The sequence below is a fragment of the Pseudomonas sp. genome (genome assembly GCF_035497915.1).
Taxonomy (GTDB): domain Bacteria; phylum Pseudomonadota; class Gammaproteobacteria; order Pseudomonadales; family Pseudomonadaceae; genus Serpens.
This window is the reverse complement of sequence record NZ_DATJCS010000014.1, coordinates 1-24096: the sequence shown is the minus strand read 5'-3', so window position 1 is coordinate 24096 and position 24096 is coordinate 1. Positions and strand designations below refer to the sequence as shown.

The window sequence follows — 24096 nt, the reverse complement described above, 5'->3', positions numbered from 1 at the left end:
CGTCCACTCCGGAGTAACCGCATGTCCATGACCCCCCGCGAGATCGTCCACGAACTCAATCGCCACATCATCGGCCAGGACGAGGCCAAGCGCGCCGTCGCCATCGCCCTGCGCAACCGCTGGCGGCGCATGCAGCTGCCGACCGAGCTGCGCCAGGAAGTCACCCCCAAGAACATCCTGATGATCGGCCCGACCGGCGTCGGCAAGACCGAGATCGCCCGTCGCCTGGCCCGTCTGGCCAACGCCCCGTTCATCAAGGTCGAGGCCACCAAGTTCACCGAGGTCGGCTATGTCGGTCGCGACGTGGAATCCATCGTGCGTGACCTGGCCGACGCCGCGCTGAAGATGTTCCGCGAACAGGAGGTGGCGAAGATGCGCCACCGCGCCGAGGACGCCGCCGAGGAGCGCATCCTCGACGCCCTGCTGCCGCCGGCACGCAACTTTGGCGAAGAAGCCGGCCAGGCACAGGACACCAATACCCGCCAGCTGTTCCGCAAGCGCCTGCGCGAAGGCCAGCTGGACGACAAGGAAATCGACATCGAGGTGGCTGATAGCCCCGCCGGCATCGAGATCATGACTCCGCCGGGCATGGAGGAGATGACCAGCCAGCTGCAGAACCTGTTCTCCGGCATGGCCAAGGGCAAGACCAAGACCCGCAAGCTGAAGATCGCCGAAGCCTTCAAGCTGATCCGCGACGAGGAAGCCGCGCGCCTGGTCAACGAGGAGGAACTCAAGTCCCGCGCCCTGGAGGCCGTCGAGCAGAACGGCATCGTGTTCATCGACGAGATCGACAAGGTGGCCAAGCGCGGCAATGTCGGCGGCGCCGACGTGTCCCGCGAGGGTGTACAGCGCGATCTGCTGCCGCTGATCGAGGGCTGTACGGTCAACACCAAGCTGGGCATGGTCAAGACCGACCACATCCTGTTCATCGCCTCGGGCGCCTTCCACCTGTCCAAGCCCAGCGACCTGGTCCCGGAACTGCAGGGGCGCCTGCCGATCCGCGTCGAACTCAAGGCCCTCTCGCCGCAGGATTTCGAACGCATCCTCAGCGAACCGCATGCCTCGCTCACCGAGCAGTACTGCGCGCTGCTGAAGACCGAGGGGCTGGACATCGAGTTCGCCGCCGACGGCATCAAGCGCATCGCCGAGATCGCCTGGCAGGTCAACGAGAAGACCGAGAACATCGGTGCGCGCCGCCTGCACACCCTGCTGGAGCGCCTGCTGGAGGAGGTATCGTTCAGCGCCGGCGATCTGGCCGCAGCTCACGAAGACCAGCCGATCCGCATCGACGCCGCGTACGTCAATCAGCACCTGGGCGAACTGGCCAAGGACGAGGACCTGTCGCGGTATATCCTTTGACGGCAGCTGGAAAACCGTAGGGTAGAAAACCCGCGCAGCGGTTTTCCATCGCCTTCGCACCCCGCCCCAAGCGGTGGACAATCGCTGCGCGCGTTGTCCACCCTACGGCTTCCGGTCTCAGCGAGTCTCCCCATGCACATCCCCACCGCCATCAAGCTGCACAAGGCCTCGAAAACCCTGGAGCTGCACTACGGCGAGCAGCGCTACCAGTTGAGCGCCGATTTCCTGCGCGTGCACTCGCCCTCTGCCGAGGTGCAGGGGCATGGCAATCCGGTGCTGCAGTACGGCAAGCAGCACGTGGCCCTCACCGGCCTGGAGCCGGCCGGCAACTATGCCCTCAAGCTGGTGTTCGACGACGGCCATGACAGCGGTCTGTACAGCTGGGACTACCTGCACCAGCTGGCCACCCATCAGGACGAACTCTGGCAGGACTATCTGCAGCGACTGAATGCCGCAGGCCGCTCCCGCGATCCCGACGAGTCGGCCGTGCGCCTGATGCTCTGACCTCGCCCCAGCGCCCCTTTCCAGGGCTTTGCGCCGGCCAATGCCCCAGGCCGGCGCGCCCCCGTGCGGCCGCTGCGCCGTTTTGTTTGCCACACCACCATTCGGCGCAAAAAAACCGTCTGGAACTGGCAAGTGCGTGAATGTCGCCTATACACCTGTTGCGGTCTGGCCCGGCCCTCTGCGCCTGGGCCGTCCTCCGCTCACGCCGCATGCCCCATTCGGGGTCGCGTGGCATTCTCGCATCAGGAGATGGAGCTTCATTTCAATGAGCACGGACATGCAACAACCCCTGGAACTGCACGGCTGCAAGCCTCATCCGATTGCCGGCCTGCGGGGAAAGGATCTGCTCAATTCCTCCCGCCAGGTTCTCACCCAGACCCTTCGCCAGCCGGTGCACAGCGCCCGGCACCTGCTGCGCTTCGGCAGCACCCTCAAGGATGTCCTGCTGGACAAGGCCAACCTGCGCCCCGAGCCCAACGATCGCCGCTTCAGCGACCCGGCCTGGACGCTCAACCCCGTCTACCGTCGCTACCAGCAGGCCTACCTGGCCTGGCGCAACGAGTTGCACGACTGGCTGGAAACCAGCAGCCTGCCCGCCGATGACATCCGCCGCGGCCATTTCATCCTCAACCTGTTCACCGAAGCCATGGCGCCCACCAACAGCCTGGCCAATCCGGCGGCACTCAAGCGCCTGTTCGAAACCGGCGGAGCCAGTCTGCTCAGCGGCCTGTCGCAACTGTCGCGGGACCTGGTCAGCAATGGCGGCCTGCCTTCCCAGGTGAACAAGGCGGCCTTCGAAGTCGGCCGCAACCTGGCCACCACCCCCGGCTCGGTGGTGTTTCGCAACGAACTGCTGGAGCTCATCCAGTACCAGCCGACCACCGAACAGGTGCACACCCGCCCGGTACTGGTGGTGCCGCCGCAGATCAACAAGTTCTATATCTTCGACCTGAGCCCCGACAAGAGCCTGGCGCGCTTCTGCCTGGACAGCGGCCTGCAGACCTTCATCGTCAGCTGGCGCAATCCGACCCGTCAGCACAGCCACTGGGACCTGAACCGCTATATCGAGGCGCTCAAGGAAGCCGTGGACGCCACGCTGGCGATCACCGGCAGCCCGGACCTGAGCATGCTCGGCGCCTGCTCCGGCGGCCTCACCGCCGCCATGCTGGTCGGCCACTACGCCGCGCTGCAGGACAGCCGGGTCAAGGCGCTGACCCTGATGGTCAGCGTGCTGGATACCGATCTGGACAGCCAGTACGCGCTGTTCGTCGACGACAAGACCCTGGACGCCGCCAAGCGCCGCTCCAGCGAAGCCGGCGTGCTGGAAGGCCGCGACCTGGCCCGGGTGTTCGCCTGGATGCGCCCCAACGACCTGATCTGGAACTACTGGGTGAACAACTACCTGCTTGGCAACCTGCCGCCGGAGTTCGACATTCTCTACTGGAACAACGACACCACCCGTCTGCCGGCCGCGCTGCACCACGACCTGATCGAGATGTTCCGCCAGAACCCGCTGCGTACCCCGGGCGCGCTGGAAGTCTGCGGCACGCCGATCGATCTGAAGGCCATCGACGCCGAGGTGTTCTGCATCGCCGGCACCACCGACCACATCACGCCCTGGCAGGCCAGCTACCGCTCCGCGCGGATGTTCGGCGAACACTGCGAGTTCGTGCTGTCCAACAGCGGGCATGTGCAGAGCATCCTCAACCCGCCGGGCAACCCCAAGGCGCGCTTCCTGCACGGCGCCGCCCTGGAGGACGACCCGGACACCTGGAAGAACGGCGCCACGGAGCAGCGCGACAGCTGGTGGCTGTATTGGCGCGACTGGCTACAGGCCCGCTCCGGCGAGCTGAAGAAAGCTCCCCGTCGCACCGGCAACCGCGCCTTCCCGGCGGCCGAGCCGGCGCCGGGCACCTACGTGCACGAGCGCTGATGCGCCACGTGCGAAGCGCTGGGTGAACGAGGCCATAACCGACCCCGGACAGGATGCCACCGCCCGCCACGCGGGTGGCGGCATTCGGCCGCAGCACGCTCACCGACCGGAGGATTGGCGCATGTCGCAGTCATTCGTTTTCCGCACCCTCATCCTCGATACACAGACGCTGCGCACCGCCGTGCGCCCAGGCTCGTCGCACCTGCCACCGCTGCTGATCTGCAACGGTATCGGCGCCAACCTGGAGCTGGTGTTGCCCTTCGTCAACGCGCTGCCCGCCGACCTGGAGGTCATCGCCTTCGACGTGCCCGGCGTGGGCGGCTCGTCCACGCCGCTGCTGCCCTATCGCTTCGGCGGCCTGGCCCGCCTGATGGCCCGCATGCTCGATTACCTGAACTACGGCCAGGTGAATGTCATCGGCGTCTCCTGGGGCGGCGCGCTGGCCCAGCAGTTCGCCTACGACTTCCCCGAGCGCTGCAAGAAACTGGTGCTGGCCGCCACGTCGGCCGGCGCTTTCATGGTGCCCGGCAAGCCCAGGGTGCTGATGCGCATGGCCAGCCCGCGGCGCTACCTGCAGCCGTCCTACGGCGCGAAGATCGCGCCGCACATCTATGGCGGCGCCTTTCGCCGCGACCCGGAGCTGGCGCTCGAACATGCCAGCAAGATCCGCTCCGGCGGCAAGCTGGGCTACTACTGGCAGCTGTTCGCCGGCCTGGGCTGGACCAGCCTGCCCTGGCTGCACCGCATCCGCCAGCCGACCCTGATCCTGGCCGGCGACGACGACCCGATCATCCCGCTGGTGAACATGCGCCTGCTGGCCTGGCGCATTCCCCACGCCGAGCTGCATGTCATCGATGATGGTCACCTGTTCCTGGTGACCCGTGCGCAGGCGGTGGCGCCGATCATCATGGCCTTTCTCGAAGAAGAGCCGAAACGCGCGGTCATGCGCCCGCCCGGCGGGCTGGCGCGCGCCGGCTGACCCATTACAAGGAGTGTTGCCCCATGCATGAGCACAGGCCGGCTGGCGCCGGCTCCCCCCCGACGCGCTTCACTGCCCGCCAGGCCATCATCGGCCTGCGCGGGCGCGATCTGCGCTCCAGCCTCGGCCTGCTGCTCGGCCAGGGCCTGCGCCAGCCGCTGCACAGCCTGCGCAGCGGCCTGGAACTGACCGGCAAGCTGGCCCGCGTGCTGCGCGGCGATATCCTGCACCCGGTCGGCGAAGACCCGCGTTTCGCCGACCCGACCTGGCGCCTGAATCCCCTGTACCGCCGCGCCCTGCAGGCCTACCTGGCCTGCCAGGACCAGTGGCTGAGCTGGGTCGAGCAGAGCAACCTGTCCAGCGACGACCGGGACCGCGTGCTGTTCCTGGTCGCGCAGTTGAGCCAGGCGCTTTCGCCCTCCAACAGCCCGCTCAATCCGGCGGCGCTCAAGGAGTGCTTCGACACTGGCGGCGGCAGCCTGCTGAACGGCCTGCGCCAGCTGCTGCGCGACCTGCCGAACGGCATGCCCAACCAGGTGCCGGACGGGGTATTCCGGCTCGGCGTCAACCTGGCCACCAGCGCCGGCACGGTGGTGCTGCGCAACGAGGTGCTGGAGCTGATCCAGTACCGGCCGATGACCGAACAGCAGCACGCCGTGCCGCTGCTGATCGTGCCGCCGCAGCTCAACAAGTACTACATCTTCGACCTCAACGCGAAGAAGAGCTTCGTGCAGTACTGCCTGAAGCAGCAGATCCAGGTGTTCATGGTCAGCTGGCGCAACCCCGACCGCGCCCAGCGCGAATGGGGGCTGTCCAGCTATGTGCAGGCCCTGGAGGAGGCGCTGGACGCCTGCCGCGCGATCTGCGCCAGCGAGCAGGTCAACCTGCTCGGCGCCTGCGCCGGTGGCCTGACCATCGCCGCCCTGCAGGGCTACCTGCAGGCGATCGGGCGCCTCGACCAGGTGGCCAGCGCCACCTACCTGGTCAGCCTGCTGGACAGCCAGCTCGACTCCACGCCGCTGCTGTTCGTCGACGAGGAAGGCCTGGAAGCCGCCAAGCGCCACTCCTACCAGCAGGGCGTGCTGGACGGCCGCGAGATGGCGCGGGTGTTCGCCTGGATGCGCCCCAACGAGCTGATCTGGCCGTTCTGGGTGAACAACTACCTGCTCGGCCGGCAGCCGCCGCCCAACGACATCCTCTATTGGAACAACGACAACACGCGCCTGCCCGCCGCCCTGCATGGCGATCTGCTGGACTTCTTCAAGTTCAATCCGCTGGCACGCCCCGGCGGGCTGGAGGTCTGCGGCCACCCCGTGGATCTGGCGCAAGTCGCGGTGGACAGCTTCAGCGTGGCCGGGCGCAACGACCACATCACACCCTGGCAGGCGGCCTACCGCTCGGCGCGCCTGCTCGGCGGCCGGCACCGCTTCCTGCTGGTGAACAGCGGGCACGTGCAGAGCATCGTGAATCCGCCGGGACACCCGAAGGCCAGCTATCAGGAAACCGATCTGCTGGATGCCGATCCGCAGACCTGGCAGACCGTCAGCCAGACGCACCGGGGCAGCTGGTGGCCGCGCTGGATCGAATGGTTACAGGCGCACGCCGGCCCACTGCACCCGGCGCGCAAGGCGGACGGCAACACCGACTATCCGCCCCTGGAGCCCGCGCCGGGGCGCTACGTGCATCAGCGTCTGGAGGCCAGGCGATGAAGACCCGGGATCGCATCCTGGAATGCGCGCTGCAGTGCTTCAACGCGCGGGGCGAGGCGAATGTCTCGGTGCTGGAGATCGCCACCGAACTGGGCATCAGCCCGGGCAATCTCTACTACCACTTCCGCGGCAAGGAACCCCTGGTGCTGGCGCTGTTCGAGCGTTTTCGCCAGGAGCTGGCGCCACTGCTGCAGCCGCCACCCAGCGACACCCGCCTGGACATCGAGGACTACTGGTTGTTCCTGCAACTGCTGGTGGAGCGGCTGGAGGCCTACCGTTTCCTGTTCCAGGACCTGGCCAATCTGGCCGACCGCCAGCCCGCCCTGGCGCGCGGCATCCGCACCTGGCTGGGGCAACTCCGCCACTGCCTGGCCAGCCTGCTCGGCCAGCTGCAGGGCCAGGCGCGTCTGCACGGCGAACCCTCGGTGATCAGCGAGCTGGTCGAACAAATCACCCTGACCCTGCTGTTCGCCCTGGATTACCAGCGCATCCTGGGGCGTCGAACCGATATCGAACAGGTGGTCTATCGGCTGATGATGCTGATCTCCCCACACCTGTCGGATGAATCGCGCCAGGACACGGCCAGCCTGGCACAGCGCTATCGGGGGTAGGGAGGAGCGGAACAGGCAGGTTGGCCATCTCGCGCCTGTAGCAGCGCGTCGGCTCCGTCGGCCGGCGTAAAGCCGGCCCCACAGGGGCTCGCAGTGACGCGGCCAACCCCTGAAACAAAACGCCCCGCACGGGCGGGGCGTTTCAGGGCCTCATTGCGAGGCGGCTTCCGGGGTTTCGTCCTGCGGCTGGCTTTCCGCCGCCTTGGGCTTGCGCGTACGCGGCTTGCTCTCGGCGCTGCGCGCGGGCTTGCTGGTGCGCGCCACCTTGGGCTTGGCCGGGGTCTCGTCAACCGGCTCGTCGGAAACCAGCCGCAGCGTGCTCAGCCGATCCAGTTGCCGGTTCAGCGACTCGATCTTGTCGTCCAGGGCCAGGATGTCGTTGCGGCTCGGCACGCCCAGGCGGGTGATCGCGCTGTTCAGGCGCTTGTCGAACGCCTCCTCCAGCGCGTTCCACTTGCCCAGCGCCTTGTCCTTGGCCTCGGCGACCCGGCTGCGCGCGCCGCTCTTCACCGACTCGATCTCGTCGCGCACCATCTGCTCGGTTCTTTCGCCTTCGCGCACCAGGGCATCGAACAGCTTGCTGCCGTCCTCGCCGATCTTCGCGTAGGCGCCCAGACCGGCCAGCCAGATCTGCCGCGAATACTTCTCGACATCCTCGCTCCAGCCGCTCTGCTTGCGCTTGTCAGCCATGATGGCCTCCTTGTTACGGCTTGGCCGTACGCACCAGCATTTCATTCAGACCGTCGAGCTTGTCCGACAGCGCCTCGATTTCGGCACGGCTGGGTACGCCAGCGCGCTTGAGCACGCGACCCACGCGTACGCCGACCCGGTCCTCGACCTTTTCCAGCCGCGAGTCGACCCGGCGGCGGACCGACTTGAACCTGTCGTTGGCCTGCTCGAGCTTCTCGCTGACCAGCTGCTTGCCCTGGGTTTCGGCTTCTTCGCCGCTGCGGACCAGCTCACGGAAGTAGTTCAGGCCCTGGCGACCCAGGCTGGCGTAGACGCCGATGCCGGCCAGCCACAGCTGGCGGGCGGAGTAACGCACACCGTCGAGCACCGGACGGGCGCCTTCCTCGTTGACCTTCTTCAATGCTGCCTTGACCATGTTGCACCTCTCACTGGTGGGAAAGAACGCCCGTTTCACTGGGCTCGAGGTGCACGCTAGTCGGCGGGATTAGAAATCTCATACTAGAAGCGAAAAAACGGGCAGCAGTCGGCCATCCGTTCCAGTGGCGGCGCGAGATTCAGGCCAGCTCGCGGTCCAGGGCCGACTCGATCTCGCTCTGCAGCGGCCCGCGCATGGCCGACAGCAGCAGCCCGAGGCTCAGCTCGATGCGGACCGCGCGCTCGTCGATGGCGATATGGCCCTTCACCCCGCTGCGCTCGACATCCAGGCGATCGCCGCGCCATTGGCAGCGAAGCTGATATTCGCGCGCCAGGCGCGCAGCCAGCGCCTCGACCTTGTCGCGCACGGCCTCGCGGCCAAGCTGGTGGGATCGTTCGACACGAATGGTGGCCATCACGTACTCCAGGGTCGGACAAAAAAACGCGCCAATATACTCCAGTTCGCCACGCCGGGTTGCTGATCGCATACATGGTCGGCTCCAGCGCCAGCGGTTAGAATGCCCGCCACTTTTCATCAGGTGACCGACATGAACGATTCCCGCAAGCCCGAGGCCGAACCGACCACCCACTTCGGTTACCAGACCGTGCCCGAGAGCGAGAAGGCGAAGAAAGTCGCCGAGGTGTTCCACTCCGTGGCCGCCAAGTACGACCTGATGAACGACCTGATGTCCGGCGGCGTGCATCGCCTGTGGAAGCGCTTCACCATCGAGCTGTCCGGCGCGCGCCCGGGCAACCGCGTGCTGGACATCGCCGGCGGCACCGGCGACCTGACCCGCCAGTTCTCGCGCATCGTCGGCCCCACCGGCGAAGTGGTGCTGGCCGACATCAACGCCTCGATGCTCATGGTCGGCCGCGACAAGCTGCTGGACAGCGGCGTGGCCGGCAACGTCAGCTTCGTGCAGGCGGACGCCGAGGCGCTGCCCTTCCCGGACAATTACTTCGACGTGGTGACCATCGCCTTCGGCCTGCGCAACGTCACCCACAAGGACGCGGCCATCCGCTCCATGCTGCGCGTGCTCAAGCCCGGCGGACGCCTGCTGGTGCTGGAGTTCTCCAAGCCGACCAACGCGCTGTTCTCCAAGGCCTATGACGCCTACTCCTTCAGCCTGCTGCCGCTGTTCGGCAAGCTGATCACCAACGACGCGGAAAGCTACCGCTACCTGGCCGAGTCGATCCGCATGCACCCGGATCAGGAAACCCTCAAGGGCATGATGCAAGAGGCCGGCTTCGAGCGCGTCACCTACCACAACATGACCGGCGGCATCGTCGCCCTGCACCGCGGCATCAAGCCCTGATGCTGCGCACCGCCCTGCTCGCCGCCGTCGAGCGCGGCCTGAATCCCCTGCTGGCGCTGGATGCCGTGGCGCTGACGCGCCTGGCGCGCCTGGAAGGCAAGGTGCTGGCCATCGAATGCCCGTCGCCAGCCCTGCAGGTGTATGTGCTGCCCGGCGCCGAAGGCCTGATGCTGGCCAGCCACTGGGAAGCGCCGGCCGACTGCCGGCTGATCGCTCCGGCCGGCGAACTGCTGCGCCTGGCCACGAGCCAGGACAAGGTCGCCGTGCTGCACGGCCCCGAGGTGGATCTGCAGGGTGACGCCACGGCGCTCACCGAACTGGCGGAGATCCTGCAATCCCTGGAGCTGGACTGGGAATACCAGCTCGGCCGCTGGCTCGGCCCGCTGGGCGCCGCGCTGATCGGCGGACGCCTGCGCAGTGCCGCCGGCTGGACCGGCGACAGCCTCGGCAGCCTGCAGCGCAGCCTGGCCGACTACCTGACCGAGGAAGCCCGCACCCTGGTCGGGCAGCGCGAAGCCGAAGCACGCTTTGCCGAACTCGACACTTTGAAAATGGCCCTTGACCGCCTTGAAGCCCGGGTCGAGCGCCTGGGCCGAGGAACCCGGACCCCATGAAGCTGTTTGCCGCCCTGCGCCGCCTGTTGCGCATCCTGCTGGTCGTCATCCGTTATCGCCTCGACGACCTGTTGTACGCCCTGCCGCTGCCCTGGTGGCTGGACGCGACCCGCTATCTGCTGCCCTGGCGCTGGCTGCCGCGCGCACGGCGCAGCGAATCCCGTGGCGCCCGCCTGCGCCTGGCGCTGCAGGACCTGGGGCCGGTGTTCGTCAAGTTCGGGCAGATCCTCTCCACCCGCCGCGACCTGCTGCCCGAGGACATCGCCGACGAGCTGGCCCTGCTGCAGGACCAGGTGCCGCCGTTCGAGCCCGCCAAGGCCGTGGCGCTGATCGAGGCACAACTCGGCGCCTCCATCGCCACGCTGTTCGCCAGTTTCGACCAGCAGCCGCTGGCCTCCGCCTCGGTCGCCCAGGTGCACGCCGCGCGTCTGCACAGCGGCGAGGACGTGGTGGTCAAGGTGATCCGCCCGGGCCTCAAGCCGATCATCGCCCAGGACCTGGCCTGGCTGTTCCTGCTGGCGCGCATCGCCGAAGGCGTGTCCAGCGAAGCGCGCCGGCTGCATCCGGTCGAAGTGGTCAGCGACTACGAGAAGGTCATCTACGACGAGCTCGACCTGCTGCGCGAAGCGGCCAACGCCAGCCAGCTCAAGCGCAACTTCGAAGGCTCGCCGCTGATCTACGTGCCGCAGATCCACTGGGACTACTGCCGGCCCAAGGTGCTGGTCATGGAGCGCATCTACGGCGTGCCGGTGACCGACATCGCCGCCCTGCGCGCGCAGAACACCGACATGAAGCTGCTGGCCGAACGCGGCGTGGAGATTTTCTTCACCCAGGTGTTCCGCGACAGCTTCTTCCACGCCGACATGCACCCGGGAAACATCTTCGTCAGCACCCGGCAGCCGCGCAATCCGCAGTACATCGCCATCGACTGCGGCATCGTCGGCAGCCTGACCCCAGAGGACCAGGACTACCTGGCACGCAACCTGGTGGCCTTCTTCAAGCGCGACTACCGCAAGGTGGCGCAGTTGCACATCGACTCCGGCTGGGTGCCGGCCGACACCAAGGTGAACGAGTTCGAGGCGGCGATCCGCACCGTGTGCGAGCCGATCTTCGAGAAGCCGCTCAAGGACATTTCCTTCGGCCAGCTGCTGCTGCGCCTGTTCCAGACCGCCCGGCGCTTCAACATGGAAATCCAGCCGCAGCTGGTGCTGCTGCAGAAGACCTTGCTGAACATCGAGGGCCTCGGCCGCCAGCTGTACCCTGACCTGGACCTGTGGACCACCGCCAAGCCGTTCCTGGAGCGCTGGATGCGCGAGCGCATGAGCCCGCTGAACCTGGCCATGCAGGCCAAGTCGCAGCTCGAACAGCTGCCGCACCTGGCCAACATGACCCGCGACCTGCTGGAGCGCCTGTCGCGCCCGCACCTGAACGATCCGCCCGAGCCCTGGCGGCGTCGCGACAGCTGGGCGATGCGCCTGATCGGCGCCGCGCTGCTGATGGGTGGCTCGCTATTTGCTGTGGCCAACAGTCAGGCCCTGGACAGCCTGGAGGCCTGGCCGATCTGGCTGATGACGACCACCGGGCTTTATCTGATCATCCGCCGATAGCCAGCAGCGCGCTGGGGGTGGCACACTCAACACCCGGTCGGCGTCCCGACCTCACCGAAGAAGCAGTAGCGAACACGCAATGACCGATTGGCTGGAAGAGATCAACTGGAACGAGGACGGCCTGGTGCCGGCAATCGCCCAGGACCACAAGACGGGCCGCATCCTGATGATGGCCTGGATGAACCGCGAATCCCTGCGCCTGAGCGTCGCGGAAGGTCGCGCCATCTACTGGTCACGCTCGCGCGGCAAACTCTGGCGCAAGGGCGAGGAGTCCGGCCACGTGCAGAAGCTGCACGAGCTGCGCCTGGATTGCGATGCCGATGTCATCGTCCTGCAGGTCGAACAGCTAGGCGGCATCGCCTGCCACACCGGCCGGGAAAGCTGCTTCTACCGCGTCTACCGCGACGGCGCCTGGCACACCGTGGACGCCCAGTTGAAGAACCCCGACGCCATCTATCACAAGGCACACAGCCATGAGTGACACCCTGAACCGTCTGGCCGAGGTCCTGGAGTCGCGCAAGAACGCGGCGCCCGACAGTTCCTATGTGGCCAGCCTGTACCACAAGGGCCTGAACAAGATTCTGGAAAAGGTCGGCGAGGAATCGGTGGAAACCATCCTGGCCGCCAAGGACGCCGCGCAGAGCGGCGACTGCAGCGATGTGATCTACGAGACCGCCGATCTGTGGTTCCACAGCCTGGTGATGCTCGCCGCCCTCGGCCAGCACCCGCAGGCGGTACTCGACGAACTGGAGCGCCGTTTCGGCCTCTCCGGGCACGCGGAAAAGGCCGCGCGCCCGCAATCCTGACACTCAATTCGGAGACATCCTCATGGGATTCGGCGGCATCAGCATCTGGCAACTGCTCATCATCCTGCTCATCGTCGTCATGCTGTTCGGCACCAAGCGCCTGAAAAGCCTTGGCTCCGACCTGGGCGATGCCATCAAGGGCTTTCGCAAGTCGGTGAACGCCGACGAGGAGAAGGCCGCCGAGGAGCAGAAAACCCAGGCCAACCAGCAGGTACCGAACCAGCAGCAGGGCACCGTGATCAACGGCGAGGCCCGCAAGGTCGAAGACCCGGCGAAGAAAGACTAAGTCCACAACCGGGGCCTCTCCATGTTCGACATTGGCTTTACCGAACTGCTGCTGGTCGGCCTGGTCGCCCTGTTGGTCCTCGGTCCGGAGCGCCTGCCCGGCGCGGTGCGCACCGCCGGGCTGTGGATCGGGCGGATCAAGCGCAGCTTCCTGTCCATCAAGAGCGAGGTCGAGCGCGAGATCGGCGCCGACGAGATCCGTCGCCAGCTGCATAACGAGGACATCCTCGATATGGAGCGCAAGATGAAACAGAGCCTGGGACTGGAGGCGACGGACAAGCCCGCCGACCCGCCAGCGACGCCTGCCGCCGAGGCGACAGCGGTGGCGGCTGAACCCCAGCCGACTCCCGCAGTGCCCGCCGAACCCGCTCCGACCGCCACTTCCGCCTCCACCAGCCCGGACAAACCGCCGCAATCATGAGTACGCGCCAACCCGGCGACCAGGAAATGCCGCTGGTCTCGCACCTCACCGAATTGCGTACGCGCCTGCTGCGTTGCGTGATCGCCGTGCTGGTGATCTTCGTCAGCCTGTTCTACTTCGCCCAGGACATCTACGCGCTGGTGGCCGCGCCGCTGCGCGCCTACCTGCCCGAAGGCGCCACCATGATCGCCACCGGGGTGGCGTCGCCGTTCCTCACCCCGTTCAAGCTGACCCTGGTGGTGTCGCTGTTCCTCGGCATGCCGGTGGTGTTGCAACAGGCCTGGGGCTTCATCGCACCCGGCCTGTACTCCCACGAGAAGCGCATTGCCGTGCCCCTGCTGGTGTCCAGCATCCTGCTGTTCTACGCCGGCATGGCCTTCGCCTACTTCGTGGTGTTCCCGATCATGTTCGGCTTCTTCGCCAGCGTGACCCCGGAAGGGGTGGCGATGATGACCGACATCGGCCAGTACCTGGACTTCGTCCTCACCCTGTTCTTCGCCTTCGGCGTGGCCTTCGAGATTCCCATCGCCACCTTCCTGCTCATCTGGGTCGGCATCGTCGACGTGGCCACCCTGCGCAAGAGCCGGCCGTACGTGGTGGTGGGCTGCTTCGCGGTGGGCATGCTGCTGACGCCCCCGGATGTGTTCTCGCAGACCCTGCTGGCCGTGCCGATGTGGATGCTGTTCGAGGTGGGCCTGTTCTTCGGCGCGATGATCCGTCGCGAGAAGGAAAAGGCCGAAGAGGAAAGCGAAACCTCGACCGAGGTCGAAACGACCGAGCACAACGATCAGCCCCCCAGCGCCCAGCCGTGAACCTGCTGCTGCTCGAAGAGGCGGACTTCATTGCCGCCGACCGTGTGATCCTGCGTGATCGGCGGCTGGTCCACCTGCATGAAGTCCACCGTGCCGACGAAGGCGACAGCCTGCGCGTCGGCCGTCTGGGCGGGCTGATGGGCGCAGGCCGCATCCTGCGTCTTGATCCGCAGGAAGCCGAGCTGCAGGTGAGCTTCGACCAGCCGCCGCCACCCAAGCTGCCCATCACCCTGCTGCTCGCCCTGCCCCGCCCGAAGATGCTCAAGCGCACCCTGCAGACCGTGGCGACCATGGGCGTGGCGCGCCTGGTGCTGCTCAACAGTTATCGGGTGGAGAAGAGCTTCTGGCAGACGCCGTTCCTGGAGCCGGCGGCGATTCGCGAGCAGCTGATTCTCGGCCTGGAGCAGGCCCGCGACACCGTGCTGCCCAAGATCAGCATCGAAAAGCGCTTCAAGCCGTTCGTGGAGGACCGCCTGCCGGCCCTGGCGGGCGGCACCCTCGGCCTGCTCGGCCATCCCGGCGAGTTTCCCGCCTGCCCGCGCGGCCTGCCCCTGGATCAGCCGGTGACCCTGGCCATCGGCCCGGAAGGCGGCTGGATTCCCTACGAGGTGGACAAGCTGCGCGAGGCCGGCCTGCAGCCGGTGCAGCTGGGCGAACGCATCCTGCGCGTGGAAACCGCCGTCACCGCGCTGCTGGCGCGGTTGTATTAAGCGCGGCGCCTGACCCTTTGTAGGGCCGGATTTACCCCGGCCAGCGGGGCGCGCATCGACACCGCGTCGGCCGGGATAAACCCGGCCCTACAGGTTTCGCCATAGCCTTCGGACCGCCAGGGACGTGGGGTCCTTTCTGGCCGCCGTTCCGCCCGTACAGCCCATCAGGTTTCCAGCAGGAACGTCACCGGCCCGTCGTTGATCAGATGCACCTGCATGTCGGCGCCGAAGCGGCCGCTGGCCACCTGGTCGTGGCGGGCGCGGGCCTTGGCCAGCAGGTCGTCGAACAGCTGTTCGCCCAGCGCCGGCGGCGCGGCGGTGGAGAAGCTCGGGCGCAGGCCGCTCTTGGTATCCGCCGCCAGGGTGAACTGCGAGACCAGCAGCAGCCCGCCGTCCACATCGGTCAGCGAGCGGTTCATCTTGCCCTCGGCATCGGCGAACACCCGGTAGTTGAGCAGCTTGTGCAGCAGCTTGTCGGCGCTGGCCGGGGTGTCGTGCGGCTCGACGCCGACCAGCGCCAGCAGCCCCTGGTCGATGGCGCCCACCACTTCGCCGGCCACTTCCACCCGCGCCGCGCGCACCCGCTGGATCAGTGCCTTCATGCGTCACCGCCGTTGGGCAGGCGCAGCAGGCGGTGGGCCATGGCGTCGGTGGCGCGCACCAGCGCATCGACGATGCCCGGCTCGCCCGCCGAATGGCCGGCGTCGCGGATGATCTGCAGCTCGCTGTTCGGCCAGGCCTGGTGCAGCGCCCAGGCGTTGTCCAGCGGGCAGATCACGTCATAGCGGCCGTGCACGATGATCCCCGGCAGGTGGGCGATGCGCTCCATGTCGCGCAGCAGCTGGTTGGGCTGCAGGAAGGCATCGTTGACGAAGTAGTGGCATTCGATGCGGGCGATGGACAAGGCGCGCTCGTGGAAGCGCTCTACCACCTCGTGGTTGGGACGCAGCGTGGCGGTGCGCCCTTCCCAGCCGGCCCAGGCCTTGGCGGCCTGCATCTGGGCGATCTGGTCCTCGCCGGTCAGGCGCCGGTAGTAGGCCTGCATCAGCTCGCCGCGCTCGGCCGGCGGGATCGGCGCCAGGTAATCCTGCCAGTAGTCCGGGAACAGGCGGCTGGCGCCTTCCTGATAGAACCAGTGAAACTCCTGCGGGCGGCACAGGAAGATGCCGCGCAGCACCAGCCCCAGCACCCGTTCGGGATGCTTCTGCGCATAGGCCAGCGCCAGGGTCGAGCCCCAGGAGCCACCGAACAGCAGCCACTTGTCGATGCCCAGCTGTTCGCGGATGCGCTCCATGTCCTCCACCAGATGCCAGGTGCTGTTGTTTTCCAGGCTGGCGAAGGGGGTGGAGCGGCCGCAGCCGCGCTGGTCGAAGGTGACGATTCGATACAGGGTCGGATCGAAGTAGCAGCGCGAACTGGCATCGCAGCCGGCGCCGGGCCCGCCGTGCACGAACAGCGCCGGCAGGCCGTCCGGCGTGCCGCTTTCCTCGACGTGCAGGGTGTGGGTGTCATCGACCGCCAGCGCGTGGCAGGCGTAGGGCTTGATGTCCGGGTAGAGGGGTTGCATGGGTTGCTCCCGAGGCGTGGCTGCGGATCACGGGATGATAGCGAGGAAACGTCAGCGCAGTCCCTTGCCGGAGAACATCAGCACCTGGTCGCCGGCGAACTGCACGCTCACGTAGCGCTCGCTGTCGCCCCAGGTGCAACTGGACAGGCCCAGCGCGCCGGAGCACTGCGCCGGCTTACCGAGCAGCGCCTCGACCTCGGCGCGCGGCATGCCGGCCTCGAGCTGGGCGTAGTTTTCCTGGGTCAGCTTGCTGCAGGCGGCCAGCAGCAGGCACAGCGGCAGGATGGCGAGACGTAACATGGCGCAACTCCTCAGAAAACGATCGGCGGCAGCCTAACGGGAAAGCCCGCGAGCGGCGAGCCTGGGACGGTGGCGCGGCGATGAAGGGTCGCGTTCAGAACGACGAGCCGGGCTCGGCGAGAAACGCCCGTTCGGCGTCGCTGCCCGGGCGGCCGAGGATGGCGTTGCGGTGCGGAAAGCGCCCGAAGCGGGCAATCACCCGGCGATGCGCCTCGGCGTAATCGTGGAAGGACTGGAAGGGCGCGCGATCGGCGCCGGCCTGACGCGCCAGCAGTTCGGCGAAGGCTGCCACGGCGCGGTCCTGGCGGGACAGGTCTTCGGCATGTTCCAACACCAGATAGCAGAACACCCGTTCCAGGTCTGACAGCTGGTGATCCCAGCCACGCTGCAGCCCTTCATCGAGCAGCGCCTGGGCGCGGGCATCGCCAGCGAAGGCCTGCGGCGTGCCGCGATGGATCATGCGCGGCAGCTGGTCCAGGCAGATCAGCTCGGCCAGCCAGCCGCGCGGCTCCGTTGCCCAGTTCAGCTCGCCCCGCAGGGCCCGCTCGACCGGCCCGCCGAAGTGCTGGCGCGCCTCGGCGTCCTGCTCGGGCCGGTAGCCGAACCACAGGCCATTCTGGCGCGCCGCCTGCTCGCCCGGCGCGGCGGGCGCGCCGAACCACCAGTCGAGCAGCGGCTGCCAGGGCTGCATGGCGTCAGGCCTGGTTGTGGTAGCCGGTGATGCGCTCGACTTCTTCCTTCGAGCCGAGGAACACCGCCACGCGCTGGTGCAGGGATTCCGGCTGGATGTCGAGGATGCGCTGGGTGCCGTTGGTGGAGGCGCCGCCGGCCTGCTCGATGATCATCGACATCGGGTTGGCCTCGTACATCAGGCGCAGCTTGCCGGGCTTTTCCGGCTCGCGGGCGTCGCGCGGGTACATGAAGATGCCGCCACGGGTGAGGATGCGGTGCACGTCGGCGACCATCGAGGCAATCCAGCGCATGTTGTAGTTCTTGCCCAGCGGGCCTTCCTTGCCGGCCAGCAGTTCGCCGACGTAGCGCTGCACCGGGGCTTCCCAGTGGCGCTGGTTGGACATGTTGATGGCGAACTCGGCGGTCTGCTCCGGCACGCGGATGTTGTCGTGGGTCAGCACCCAGTTGCCCATGTGCGGGTCGAGGGTGAAGCCCTTCACGCCGTTGCCCAGGGTTAGCACCAGCATGGTCTGCGGACCGTAGATGGCGTAACCGGCGCACACCTGCTCGGTGCCCTTCTGCAGGAAGGCGTCCTCGGACAGATCGCCCTTGCCGTTGTGGCCATTCGGGCAGCGCAGCACGGAGAAGATGGTGCCCACGGAGACGTTAACGTCGATGTTCGAGGAGCCGTCCAGCGGGTCGAACACCAGCAGGTAGGCGCCCTTCGGATACTTGCCGGGAATCTGGTAGGCCTGCTCCATTTCCTCGGACGCCATGCCGGCCAGGTGGCCGCCCCACTCGTTGGCTTCCAGCAGGATGTCGTTGGACAGCACGTCCAGCTTCTTCTGCACCTCGCCCTGCACGTTCTCGGTGCCCATGCTGCCCAGCACCCCGCCCAGCGCGCCCAGCGACACCTCGTGGCTGATCTGGCGGCAGGCGCGCGACACCACTTCGATCAGGAAACGCAGGTCGGCCGGGGTGTTGAAGTTGCGAGTCTGCTCGATCAGATAGCGACTCAGGGTGATGCTGGACATGGAGGGGCTCCGGGTGGGCGAGAGTGAAAGTGCCGCATTTTAGCCTGTGTTGCCCTGTCAGCGCCCACCGTACGCACGCCTTTTCTCAGTCTTCCTGTCGCAGACGGATGCGCTTGCCGGGGCGCGCGCTCACCTCGGACGCCTGCCCATCGCGTTGCGCACCGATGCGCGCCTGCACCAGCAGCGAGGGAATCAGCCGGCCTTCCGGCACCTGCTGCCACAGGCGCTGCGGCAGGTGCTGACGCAACGCCTGCGGATTCACCCGCGCCGGGTTGAAGGTGCTGCGGTAGTAGGCCAGCCACAGCGCCTGGCCCTCGGGGTCTGGCGTGCGCGCCAGCTGTCGCCACTCGTCCGGCGCCCCGACGCGGTAGTCGAAGCGTTCGCCGTCGTACCACACGCCGTCGCGCGGCGTGGCGATCAGCCAGCTGTGCCGCCCCATGCGCTCGGCGAAATGCGCGCAGGCGATATCCAGCACCTCGTGCTCCGGCTCGAACCAGGCCACGTAGTCGGGCAGGCCCGCGCCGCCCAGCGGCACGAAGCGCAGCAGCGCATGCAGCTGGTGAATGTCACGCCCTACCGCCTTGATCCGCAGATGCAGCTCGCTGCCGTCCGGGTCGCCCGGCAGCGCGGCGGCCGCATCGCCCTGCGCCACCCGCCAGAGAACGCGGTAGAGCAACGCCCAGCGCTCCGCCACCCGATAGCGCGCGGCACGCTCGAGCAGCTCCAGCACCTGGCGCGGCACGGTGACCTGCGGGCCGGGCGCGTAGCGGGCCAGCGCCTCCTCGGCGAACAGGTCGGCCGGCATCAGCTCATCGCGCCAGCTGACATAGTCCGGCGGCACGCCCTCGTGCAGCAGCGTGCGCGCCTTGTCGCGCCAGTCGGCGAAGCCGCCCTCGATGCCTACGCAGCGCATTACCAGAGCGCCATCTGCTGCGCCGGCCGCTCGGCCAGTTGCTGGCGCAGGCGCAGGGATTCGCTGCTGTCCTGGCGCGGCCGGTAGTCGGCAGTGACGATGAACGGGCCGGCCTTGTCCAGCGCGCAGCGCAGCCGGCGCAGGTCCTCGTAGCGGATCTTGCGCTGGCGGCGCAGTTGCTCGATGCGCTGCGCGCTGAGCACGCCGATGCCCGGCACACGGGCGATCAGGCTCGGCTCGGCGCGGTTGAGATCGACCGGGAACTGCTCGCGATGCTCCAGCGCCCAGGCCAGCTTGGGGTCGACGTCCAGCGCCAGGTTGCCCGGCTTGCCCAGCAATTCCTCGGCGCGAAAGCCGTAGCCGCGCATCAGGAAATCCGCCTGGTACAGCCGGTGCTCGCGCAGCAGCGGCGGCGCCGCCTGCGGCACCGTGGCCGGGCTGTGGGGGATCGGACTGAAGGCCGAGTAGTAGACGCGCTTGAGGCGAAAGCGCCGGTACAGCGATTGCGAGGTGTGCAGGATGCGGTGGTCGTCGCTGTCGTCCGCACCGACGATCATCTGTGTGCTCTGCCCGGCCGGCGCGAACGCCGGCGCCCGCGCCTCGCCTTCCACCGCCTGCTGGCGATAACGGATGGTGCCCATGGCGCGCTGGATGCCCGCCACGGTCTTCTCCGGCGCCAGGCGCACCAGGCTGGCGTCGCTGGGCAGCTCGATGTTCACGCTCAGGCGGTCGGCATACTGGCCGGCCTGCTCGATCAGCGCTGGATCGGCATCGGGAATGGTCTTCAGGTGGATATAGCCGCGAAACTCGTGCACTTCGCGCAGCAGGCGCGCCACCTGCACCAGTTGTTCCATGGTGTAGTCCGCCGAGCGGATGATGCCCGAGCTGAGAAACAGCCCGCTGACGCAGTTGCGCCGGTACAGATCCAGCGTCAGCGCCACCACCTCCTCGGGCGTGAAGCGCGCGCGCGGCACGTCGCTGGAGCGGCGGTTCACGCAGTACTGGCAGTCGTACAGGCAAAAGTTGGTGAGCAGGATCTTCAGCAGCGATACGCAGCGACCATCCGGCGTGAAGCTGTGGCAGATGCCCGGACCGGCGGCGCCGATGCCCGATTTCCCCTTCGAACCGCGCCGGGGCGCTCCGCTGCTGGCGCAGGACACGTCGTACTTGGCGGCATCGGCGAGAATGCTCAGCTTGTCGATGAGTTGCACGATGGGCTCTCCGCGAATACTGTATATGCAAACAGTATACGAAGCGCCGGCCACGCCGCCAGCCCCCCGCTCGAGGAAACCCCATGAACTCGCCCTACATTTCCATCGCCGCAGCCCTGATCTACAACGCCAGGCACCAGCTGCTGCTGGTGCGCAAGGCCGGCACCACGGCCTTCATGCAGGCCGGTGGCAAGCTGGAGGCGGATGAGCGCCCGGTCGACACCCTGTGCCGCGAACTGCACGAAGAGCTCGGCCTGCACATCGACGCCGCGCAGGCCACCTACCTGGGCAACTTCAGCGCCCCGGCGGCCAACGAGCCCGGCCTGGAGGTGGTCGCCGAACTGTTCGCCCTGCCCCTCGACCAGGCCATCACCGCCCGCGCCGAAATCGCCGAGGCGCGCTGGGTCGATCTGCACGACGCCGAGCAGCTGCCGCTGGCGCCCCTGACCCGCGACCAGGTGCTGCCGCTGGCTCGGCAGCTGTTGGCGGCACGGGCTCGGGCTGTTGAGGTGTGAATACTGAGACCGGCAAGCGGGCCTTCTGCGTACGGCCGACGCAGGGTGATGTGCAGCGAGTCCGAGCACGGTTAAGGTACGAATCAATCTGGAGACCATCATGAATACACCGCTCCATGACTTGCCTATCGAGCAACGCATCCGCCTGGTCGAGGACTTGTGGGACAGCATCGCTGCAGACCAGCGCGCGCTACAGCTCACCGATGAACAGCGGGCCGAACTGGACGCTCGACTGGCTGCCTATGCAACCGATGGCAATGCCGGAAAACCCGCCGATGAAGTGCTGAGCGCGATTCGTAGCCAGCTACATGGGAGCCGCAGCCCCCGGCGCTGGCAGGGACGCTAGTTTTCGTTCTGGTTGCTGCGCAAGCTGATCTTCACTCAGATCCAAACGCCATCTGGTAGGGCCGCGCGATAGCCTCGCGCACCTGCCCCAGGGAAAATACGCGTCCGAATTCGGCGAACTTGCGCCCATCGAACCAGACCTGCACCACGGGCAGCGAGAACACACCCTCCTGCGCGCAGAGCACTGAAGCCTGCCCCTGACAGTCCAGGTAGCAACCTTCCAGTGCGGGAAACTCGTTCGCCAGCAGCACCTCAAGCTGTGGCTTCAGCGCACGGCAAACACCACACGCTTCGCCGCCGAACAGCAGCAGGGCGGCGCCTTGTTTGCAACGCTCAAGCTCGGCTGGATCGCGGATCGTCTGCACTCGTTTCTCCTTGCGCTGTTTTTGTAGGCTCCGTAGCGCTCGCGGCTTGAACAACAAGATCCGAGGCGCGCGCTCAGAAGCACCGCCCCAAAGCACGCCCCCTTGTAGGGTGGCACAGGCCGACCACGCTCAACTTTGCGAAGTCAGGTCTTCCAGACGACCATCCTTGAGGCGCAGGTGCAGCGTCACCGGCACGCTGGGAAAATTCGGCGCGTCGTCCTCCCCGACCGCCAGTGCATCCAGGTGGATATCGGTTGCATAGGAATCGTGTGCCCGACTCACCCGGGCATTTAACTCCCACACGCCCCGCCAGCCCTTGCCCGCGATGGGCAGCACATCCAGCAGCGTGTAATGCACGGTACCGTCCATGCCCTCTTCCGGGCTGAATACCGCGAAATACTGGGAGTGGTTATTCCCTCCACCGAAGCCTTCCACCGTAAACACAGCCAGCGCCAGCGGCGGGCCACCGGAAACGGCCACCTGCTGAACCATGGTTGCCTCCTGATACCAGCTGGCATAGGGGTCGCGCAGCAGTTCGCTGAGGTGTTCGATCTGCTTCAACAGCACAGCGGGCGCGGGCTCACTGTCCGGCTGAGCCCAAGCGGTTGGGACGACCGCCAACAACGAGAGGTGTGCCCAAAGGGTAAACAGGCGGAAAGCGGCATGGTTCGTCATAGAAGGCCTACGGATGTTGGGAGAACAGTGACGGTGCGCGGAGAAAACCTTCCGGGCAGATTGAAATGCAGCGCACTCTATTTAAGGGGAAAATCTAAATAAATCTGTCCCATTTATTTGGACATAGTTACGTGCCATGCCCGGCACACACGTTTGGTTAAGGGGCCGGCTTTAGCCGGTCCCGCAGTGAGCGAAGCGAGCGGCTTGAACCATTTGTTAGCCGAACTCTCATGTTTCGCTAGAAATGACATGAATGATTAAGTCAAGTGAGCTGTCTGCCAGCAATGGTGGATAGCCGGGACTTGAGTGAGTAAGGAAAAATACAGAGCCCGGTTGTGTATCAGATGGCATTGAGAAATAGGTGTAGAGGTGATTTTTTACAGACTCGGAGTAAGTGATGTGAATCTCCGATTCTTTAATTTCTATGGCGGCGAGCTTGCCATGACACTTGGTGTGCAGTGAGGAAAATAAGGAGATTGAACTGCAAAGACCAAAGGATGCTGATGCGCCGTGCCTGCCTTTATGAATTGACCTAGCGATTGCATTGAACTCAGCTGTCTTGCCGTGAAGATGCAGTTCCTTGTTTTTCAACTCCGCGAACATGATTGCTCTCTCGCTGTGGATCTTAAGGTCTTGGCGGCTAACGATTAAGCTAACAGGCGAGCAGAAGCGTAGCTTTTGCGAGTCCAGTGAGCGAAGCGAACGGTGTTAAGCGCATTGTTAGAAGCCATATACGCAAGCTCCTAGTAAGTCGCCAAAAGCATTTGTTAATGTTCCAATTACTGTAACAACTATCCCCAATACAACGTTATTGCCAATTTTTCGTTCTTCATGAGTTGTGGTTATTGGCGTGCCGTCAGTGTGGAGATCAGCAAAGCGGCCGGCACCGGACTGTGATTTATAGATGCCATTTGAGAATAGCGGGGACATTGTAAATAGCAGTCCGACCACTATTACTACCGCCCCAAATCTATTGATCCATGACCAGTCCTTATGAATAACAGAAATGAAGATTCCTGCACCAATGGCAGCCAGGGAAATAACAACCAAGAACGCTCTAGACGCGAGAGGTTTTACTAAAGGGTCGAGTAGGTGGTTATCAGGATTTCGGTTTTTGGCGAACACAGAACAATCCTTTGGCTTCTAACGATTAAGCTAACGAGCGGCCAAAAGCGCAGCTTTTGGACGTCCAGCGAACGAAGTGAGCGACGTTGAGCGCATTGTTAGATTGCTACTCCGCGTAAATATCTATTACGTGTTTTGGCAGAAACCATACTTCCATGCCAGCTCGTATGCCTTCGGTGCAGTATGGATCATTGTCAAGTTGGCCTTTATAGAGGCTTCCGATTCGGTCCTTAACAATAACCCACATGCGTTCAACATTGACTTCTTCCTCGCCAGCCTCATCTACAGTAACTATTCGAAAGATGAGCTTAACCAGTTGCTCTGTTTGGAGGCTATTCCTGACATCAAAAGCGGGAATCCAGAAGGTGTCTGGATGTTCACTATGAATGGCTTCCCCATCATCAAGCTCCCATCCGTCAGTTTTGATGTTGGATAATTTAACTTTCATAGTGATTCAGTAATCTAATCGGGATAGGGAGACGCCTCACGGCGCCTCTCCTCCCACACCACCGTGCATACGGGTCACGTACACGGCGGTTCGATGAATATATTCCTGCCGCACCGCAATGGCCGGCAGCCCCAAGTTCGTGAAGTACCGCACTGG

At 65.7% G+C, this 24096-nt stretch carries 31 protein-coding genes and 1 pseudogene; 17 read left to right on the top strand and 15 right to left on the bottom strand.

The window, feature by feature from the left end; genetic code table 11:
- The first annotated feature begins 21 nt into the window (after positions 1-21).
- The 6 genes from hslU to VL129_RS04770 all read left to right on the top strand — a co-directional run bounded on the left by hslU (position 22) and on the right by VL129_RS04770 (position 7095).
- Positions 22-1359: an ATP-dependent protease ATPase subunit HslU gene (gene hslU, locus VL129_RS04795; protein ID WP_325410629.1), complete on the top strand. Its 1338-nt coding sequence runs from the start codon at positions 22-24 to the stop codon at positions 1357-1359.
- A 132-nt stretch (positions 1360-1491) separates the two neighbouring features.
- Positions 1492-1863, top strand: coding sequence for a gamma-butyrobetaine hydroxylase family protein (locus tag VL129_RS04790; protein ID WP_325410627.1), 372 nt, complete (start codon positions 1492-1494; stop codon positions 1861-1863).
- A gap of 277 nt (positions 1864-2140) precedes the next feature.
- Entirely contained in the window at positions 2141-3796 is a 1656-nt protein-coding gene (gene phaC, locus VL129_RS04785) for a class II poly(R)-hydroxyalkanoic acid synthase (RefSeq protein WP_325410625.1), read from the top strand.
- Between the two features lie 121 nt (positions 3797-3917).
- Entirely contained in the window at positions 3918-4775 is an 858-nt protein-coding gene (phaZ, locus tag VL129_RS04780) for a poly(3-hydroxyalkanoate) depolymerase (RefSeq protein WP_325410623.1), read from the top strand.
- A gap of 23 nt (positions 4776-4798) precedes the next feature.
- Positions 4799-6484: a class II poly(R)-hydroxyalkanoic acid synthase gene (phaC, locus tag VL129_RS04775; protein ID WP_325410621.1), complete on the top strand. Its 1686-nt coding sequence runs from the start codon at positions 4799-4801 to the stop codon at positions 6482-6484.
- Positions 6481-7095, top strand: a complete 615-nt coding sequence (locus tag VL129_RS04770; protein ID WP_325410619.1) for a TetR/AcrR family transcriptional regulator — start codon at positions 6481-6483, stop codon at positions 7093-7095. The genes phaC (VL129_RS04775) and VL129_RS04770 overlap by 4 nt, the downstream gene beginning before the upstream one ends.
- Positions 7096-7245: 150 nt before the next feature.
- On the opposite strand, the gene VL129_RS04765 is transcribed toward VL129_RS04770, so the two are convergent.
- From VL129_RS04765 to VL129_RS04755, 3 genes are all read right to left on the bottom strand, one after another.
- Positions 7246-7785 (bottom strand): phasin family protein, encoded by a 540-nt coding sequence (locus VL129_RS04765; protein ID WP_325410617.1) that lies wholly within the window; start codon positions 7783-7785, stop codon positions 7246-7248.
- Between the two features lie 13 nt (positions 7786-7798).
- On the bottom strand, positions 7799-8200 hold the full coding sequence (locus tag VL129_RS04760; protein ID WP_325410615.1) for a phasin family protein: 402 nt from the start codon (positions 8198-8200) through the stop codon (positions 7799-7801).
- Between the two features lie 139 nt (positions 8201-8339).
- Complete coding sequence (locus tag VL129_RS04755; protein WP_027590018.1) at positions 8340-8615, bottom strand: polyhydroxyalkanoic acid system family protein; 276 nt, start codon at positions 8613-8615, stop codon at positions 8340-8342.
- A gap of 132 nt (positions 8616-8747) precedes the next feature.
- Here VL129_RS04755 and ubiE point away from each other — a divergent pair, with 132 nt between their 5' ends.
- From ubiE to VL129_RS04710, 9 genes and pseudogenes are all read left to right on the top strand, one after another.
- Positions 8748-9515, top strand: a complete 768-nt coding sequence (gene ubiE / locus VL129_RS04750) for a bifunctional demethylmenaquinone methyltransferase/2-methoxy-6-polyprenyl-1,4-benzoquinol methylase UbiE (protein ID WP_325410612.1) — start codon at positions 8748-8750, stop codon at positions 9513-9515.
- A complete protein-coding gene (locus VL129_RS04745; RefSeq protein ID WP_325410610.1) occupies positions 9515-10129 on the top strand; it encodes a ubiquinone biosynthesis accessory factor UbiJ in 615 nt (204 codons plus the stop codon). Before ubiE ends, VL129_RS04745 begins: the two co-directional genes overlap by 1 nt.
- Positions 10126-11736 (top strand): ubiquinone biosynthesis regulatory protein kinase UbiB, encoded by a 1611-nt coding sequence (gene ubiB / locus VL129_RS04740; protein WP_325410608.1) that lies wholly within the window; start codon positions 10126-10128, stop codon positions 11734-11736. The genes VL129_RS04745 and ubiB overlap by 4 nt, the downstream gene beginning before the upstream one ends.
- A 76-nt stretch (positions 11737-11812) precedes the next feature.
- Positions 11813-12217 (top strand): annotated as a pseudogene (gene hisI / locus VL129_RS04735) (phosphoribosyl-AMP cyclohydrolase); the annotation flags it as partial.
- Positions 12210-12542 (top strand): phosphoribosyl-ATP diphosphatase, encoded by a 333-nt coding sequence (locus tag VL129_RS04730; protein ID WP_027590013.1) that lies wholly within the window; start codon positions 12210-12212, stop codon positions 12540-12542. The pseudogene hisI and the gene VL129_RS04730, both read left to right, overlap by 8 nt.
- Before the next feature lie 22 nt (positions 12543-12564).
- Positions 12565-12828 (top strand): twin-arginine translocase TatA/TatE family subunit, encoded by a 264-nt coding sequence (tatA, locus tag VL129_RS04725; protein ID WP_325410603.1) that lies wholly within the window; start codon positions 12565-12567, stop codon positions 12826-12828.
- Positions 12829-12849: 21 nt separating this feature from the next.
- Positions 12850-13248, top strand: a complete 399-nt coding sequence (gene tatB / locus VL129_RS04720; RefSeq protein WP_325410601.1) for a Sec-independent protein translocase protein TatB — start codon at positions 12850-12852, stop codon at positions 13246-13248.
- The gene (gene tatC / locus VL129_RS04715) at positions 13245-14060 is read left to right on the top strand and encodes a twin-arginine translocase subunit TatC (RefSeq protein ID WP_325410599.1); all 816 of its coding nucleotides are present in this window, start codon (positions 13245-13247) and stop codon (positions 14058-14060) included. Before tatB ends, tatC begins: the two co-directional genes overlap by 4 nt.
- Complete coding sequence (locus tag VL129_RS04710; RefSeq protein WP_325410597.1) at positions 14057-14770, top strand: 16S rRNA (uracil(1498)-N(3))-methyltransferase; 714 nt, start codon at positions 14057-14059, stop codon at positions 14768-14770. The genes tatC and VL129_RS04710 overlap by 4 nt, the downstream gene beginning before the upstream one ends.
- A 164-nt stretch (positions 14771-14934) precedes the next feature.
- Here the strand turns inward: VL129_RS04710 and dtd are convergent, their stop codons facing one another.
- The 7 genes from dtd to VL129_RS04675 form a co-directional block, all read right to left on the bottom strand.
- The gene (gene dtd / locus VL129_RS04705) at positions 14935-15372 is read right to left on the bottom strand and encodes a D-aminoacyl-tRNA deacylase (protein WP_325410595.1); all 438 of its coding nucleotides are present in this window, start codon (positions 15370-15372) and stop codon (positions 14935-14937) included.
- The gene (gene pip / locus VL129_RS04700) at positions 15369-16337 is read right to left on the bottom strand and encodes a prolyl aminopeptidase (RefSeq protein WP_325410594.1); all 969 of its coding nucleotides are present in this window, start codon (positions 16335-16337) and stop codon (positions 15369-15371) included. The genes dtd and pip overlap by 4 nt, the downstream gene beginning before the upstream one ends.
- A gap of 51 nt (positions 16338-16388) precedes the next feature.
- Positions 16389-16637, bottom strand: coding sequence for a hypothetical protein (locus VL129_RS04695; protein WP_325410592.1), 249 nt, complete (start codon positions 16635-16637; stop codon positions 16389-16391).
- Between the two features lie 94 nt (positions 16638-16731).
- On the bottom strand, positions 16732-17328 hold the full coding sequence (locus tag VL129_RS04690) for a DUF924 family protein (protein ID WP_325410590.1): 597 nt from the start codon (positions 17326-17328) through the stop codon (positions 16732-16734).
- Positions 17329-17332: 4 nt separating this feature from the next.
- Positions 17333-18343, bottom strand: a complete 1011-nt coding sequence (locus VL129_RS04685) for a class 1 fructose-bisphosphatase (RefSeq protein ID WP_325410589.1) — start codon at positions 18341-18343, stop codon at positions 17333-17335.
- 85 nt (positions 18344-18428) lie between these two features.
- Positions 18429-19256, bottom strand: coding sequence for a TIGR03915 family putative DNA repair protein (locus tag VL129_RS04680; protein ID WP_325410587.1), 828 nt, complete (start codon positions 19254-19256; stop codon positions 18429-18431).
- Entirely contained in the window at positions 19256-20467 is a 1212-nt protein-coding gene (locus VL129_RS04675) for a putative DNA modification/repair radical SAM protein (RefSeq protein WP_325410585.1), read from the bottom strand. The genes VL129_RS04680 and VL129_RS04675 overlap by 1 nt, the downstream gene beginning before the upstream one ends.
- Positions 20468-20550: 83 nt before the next feature.
- Between VL129_RS04675 and VL129_RS04670 the strand changes: the two genes are divergently transcribed.
- Both VL129_RS04670 and VL129_RS04665 read left to right on the top strand, forming a co-directional pair.
- On the top strand, positions 20551-20982 hold the full coding sequence (locus VL129_RS04670) for an NUDIX hydrolase (RefSeq protein WP_325410584.1): 432 nt from the start codon (positions 20551-20553) through the stop codon (positions 20980-20982).
- A gap of 100 nt (positions 20983-21082) precedes the next feature.
- On the top strand, positions 21083-21328 hold the full coding sequence (locus VL129_RS04665) for an addiction module protein (protein WP_325410583.1): 246 nt from the start codon (positions 21083-21085) through the stop codon (positions 21326-21328).
- Between the two features lie 31 nt (positions 21329-21359).
- Here the strand turns inward: VL129_RS04665 and VL129_RS04660 are convergent, their stop codons facing one another.
- From VL129_RS04660 to VL129_RS04640, 5 genes are all read right to left on the bottom strand, one after another.
- Positions 21360-21692 (bottom strand): thioredoxin family protein, encoded by a 333-nt coding sequence (locus VL129_RS04660; RefSeq protein WP_325410580.1) that lies wholly within the window; start codon positions 21690-21692, stop codon positions 21360-21362.
- A 129-nt stretch (positions 21693-21821) separates the two neighbouring features.
- Complete coding sequence (locus VL129_RS04655; protein ID WP_325410578.1) at positions 21822-22367, bottom strand: hypothetical protein; 546 nt, start codon at positions 22365-22367, stop codon at positions 21822-21824.
- A gap of 228 nt (positions 22368-22595) precedes the next feature.
- On the bottom strand, positions 22596-22970 hold the full coding sequence (locus VL129_RS04650) for a hypothetical protein (protein WP_325410576.1): 375 nt from the start codon (positions 22968-22970) through the stop codon (positions 22596-22598).
- Between the two features lie 117 nt (positions 22971-23087).
- A complete protein-coding gene (locus tag VL129_RS04645; RefSeq protein ID WP_325410574.1) occupies positions 23088-23492 on the bottom strand; it encodes a hypothetical protein in 405 nt (134 codons plus the stop codon).
- 106 nt (positions 23493-23598) lie between these two features.
- Positions 23599-23940 (bottom strand): DUF2314 domain-containing protein, encoded by a 342-nt coding sequence (locus tag VL129_RS04640; protein WP_325410572.1) that lies wholly within the window; start codon positions 23938-23940, stop codon positions 23599-23601.
- Positions 23941-24096: the final 156 nt, after the last annotated feature.

What these genes read in the sequence shown, in the direction of transcription:
- VL129_RS04790 (WP_325410627.1), top strand. Translation starts at nt 1,492, where the DNA reads ATGCACATCCCCACCGCCATCAAGCTGCACAAGGCCTCGAAAACCCTG.
- VL129_RS04755 (WP_027590018.1), bottom strand. Translation starts at nt 8,615, where the DNA reads ATGGCCACCATTCGTGTCGAACGATCCCACCAGCTTGGCCGCGAGGCC.
- hslU (WP_325410629.1), top strand. Translation starts at nt 22, where the DNA reads ATGTCCATGACCCCCCGCGAGATCGTCCACGAACTCAATCGCCACATC.
- dtd (WP_325410595.1), bottom strand. Translation starts at nt 15,372, where the DNA reads ATGAAGGCACTGATCCAGCGGGTGCGCGCGGCGCGGGTGGAAGTGGCC.
- phaC (WP_325410621.1), top strand. Translation starts at nt 4,799, where the DNA reads ATGCATGAGCACAGGCCGGCTGGCGCCGGCTCCCCCCCGACGCGCTTC.
- pip (WP_325410594.1), bottom strand. Translation starts at nt 16,337, where the DNA reads ATGCAACCCCTCTACCCGGACATCAAGCCCTACGCCTGCCACGCGCTG.
- VL129_RS04670 (WP_325410584.1), top strand. Translation starts at nt 20,551, where the DNA reads ATGAACTCGCCCTACATTTCCATCGCCGCAGCCCTGATCTACAACGCC.
- phaC (WP_325410625.1), top strand. Translation starts at nt 2,141, where the DNA reads ATGCAACAACCCCTGGAACTGCACGGCTGCAAGCCTCATCCGATTGCC.
- VL129_RS04685 (WP_325410589.1), bottom strand. Translation starts at nt 18,343, where the DNA reads ATGTCCAGCATCACCCTGAGTCGCTATCTGATCGAGCAGACTCGCAAC.
- tatC (WP_325410599.1), top strand. Translation starts at nt 13,245, where the DNA reads ATGAGTACGCGCCAACCCGGCGACCAGGAAATGCCGCTGGTCTCGCAC.
- VL129_RS04760 (WP_325410615.1), bottom strand. Translation starts at nt 8,200, where the DNA reads ATGGTCAAGGCAGCATTGAAGAAGGTCAACGAGGAAGGCGCCCGTCCG.
- VL129_RS04665 (WP_325410583.1), top strand. Translation starts at nt 21,083, where the DNA reads ATGAATACACCGCTCCATGACTTGCCTATCGAGCAACGCATCCGCCTG.
- ubiE (WP_325410612.1), top strand. Translation starts at nt 8,748, where the DNA reads ATGAACGATTCCCGCAAGCCCGAGGCCGAACCGACCACCCACTTCGGT.
- VL129_RS04640 (WP_325410572.1), bottom strand. Translation starts at nt 23,940, where the DNA reads ATGAAAGTTAAATTATCCAACATCAAAACTGACGGATGGGAGCTTGAT.
- VL129_RS04690 (WP_325410590.1), bottom strand. Translation starts at nt 17,328, where the DNA reads ATGCAGCCCTGGCAGCCGCTGCTCGACTGGTGGTTCGGCGCGCCCGCC.
- VL129_RS04650 (WP_325410576.1), bottom strand. Translation starts at nt 22,970, where the DNA reads ATGTTCGCGGAGTTGAAAAACAAGGAACTGCATCTTCACGGCAAGACA.
- VL129_RS04695 (WP_325410592.1), bottom strand. Translation starts at nt 16,637, where the DNA reads ATGTTACGTCTCGCCATCCTGCCGCTGTGCCTGCTGCTGGCCGCCTGC.
- tatB (WP_325410601.1), top strand. Translation starts at nt 12,850, where the DNA reads ATGTTCGACATTGGCTTTACCGAACTGCTGCTGGTCGGCCTGGTCGCC.
- ubiB (WP_325410608.1), top strand. Translation starts at nt 10,126, where the DNA reads ATGAAGCTGTTTGCCGCCCTGCGCCGCCTGTTGCGCATCCTGCTGGTC.
- VL129_RS04745 (WP_325410610.1), top strand. Translation starts at nt 9,515, where the DNA reads ATGCTGCGCACCGCCCTGCTCGCCGCCGTCGAGCGCGGCCTGAATCCC.
- VL129_RS04680 (WP_325410587.1), bottom strand. Translation starts at nt 19,256, where the DNA reads ATGCGCTGCGTAGGCATCGAGGGCGGCTTCGCCGACTGGCGCGACAAG.
- VL129_RS04770 (WP_325410619.1), top strand. Translation starts at nt 6,481, where the DNA reads ATGAAGACCCGGGATCGCATCCTGGAATGCGCGCTGCAGTGCTTCAAC.
- tatA (WP_325410603.1), top strand. Translation starts at nt 12,565, where the DNA reads ATGGGATTCGGCGGCATCAGCATCTGGCAACTGCTCATCATCCTGCTC.
- phaZ (WP_325410623.1), top strand. Translation starts at nt 3,918, where the DNA reads ATGTCGCAGTCATTCGTTTTCCGCACCCTCATCCTCGATACACAGACG.
- VL129_RS04765 (WP_325410617.1), bottom strand. Translation starts at nt 7,785, where the DNA reads ATGGCTGACAAGCGCAAGCAGAGCGGCTGGAGCGAGGATGTCGAGAAG.
- VL129_RS04730 (WP_027590013.1), top strand. Translation starts at nt 12,210, where the DNA reads ATGAGTGACACCCTGAACCGTCTGGCCGAGGTCCTGGAGTCGCGCAAG.
- VL129_RS04655 (WP_325410578.1), bottom strand. Translation starts at nt 22,367, where the DNA reads ATGACGAACCATGCCGCTTTCCGCCTGTTTACCCTTTGGGCACACCTC.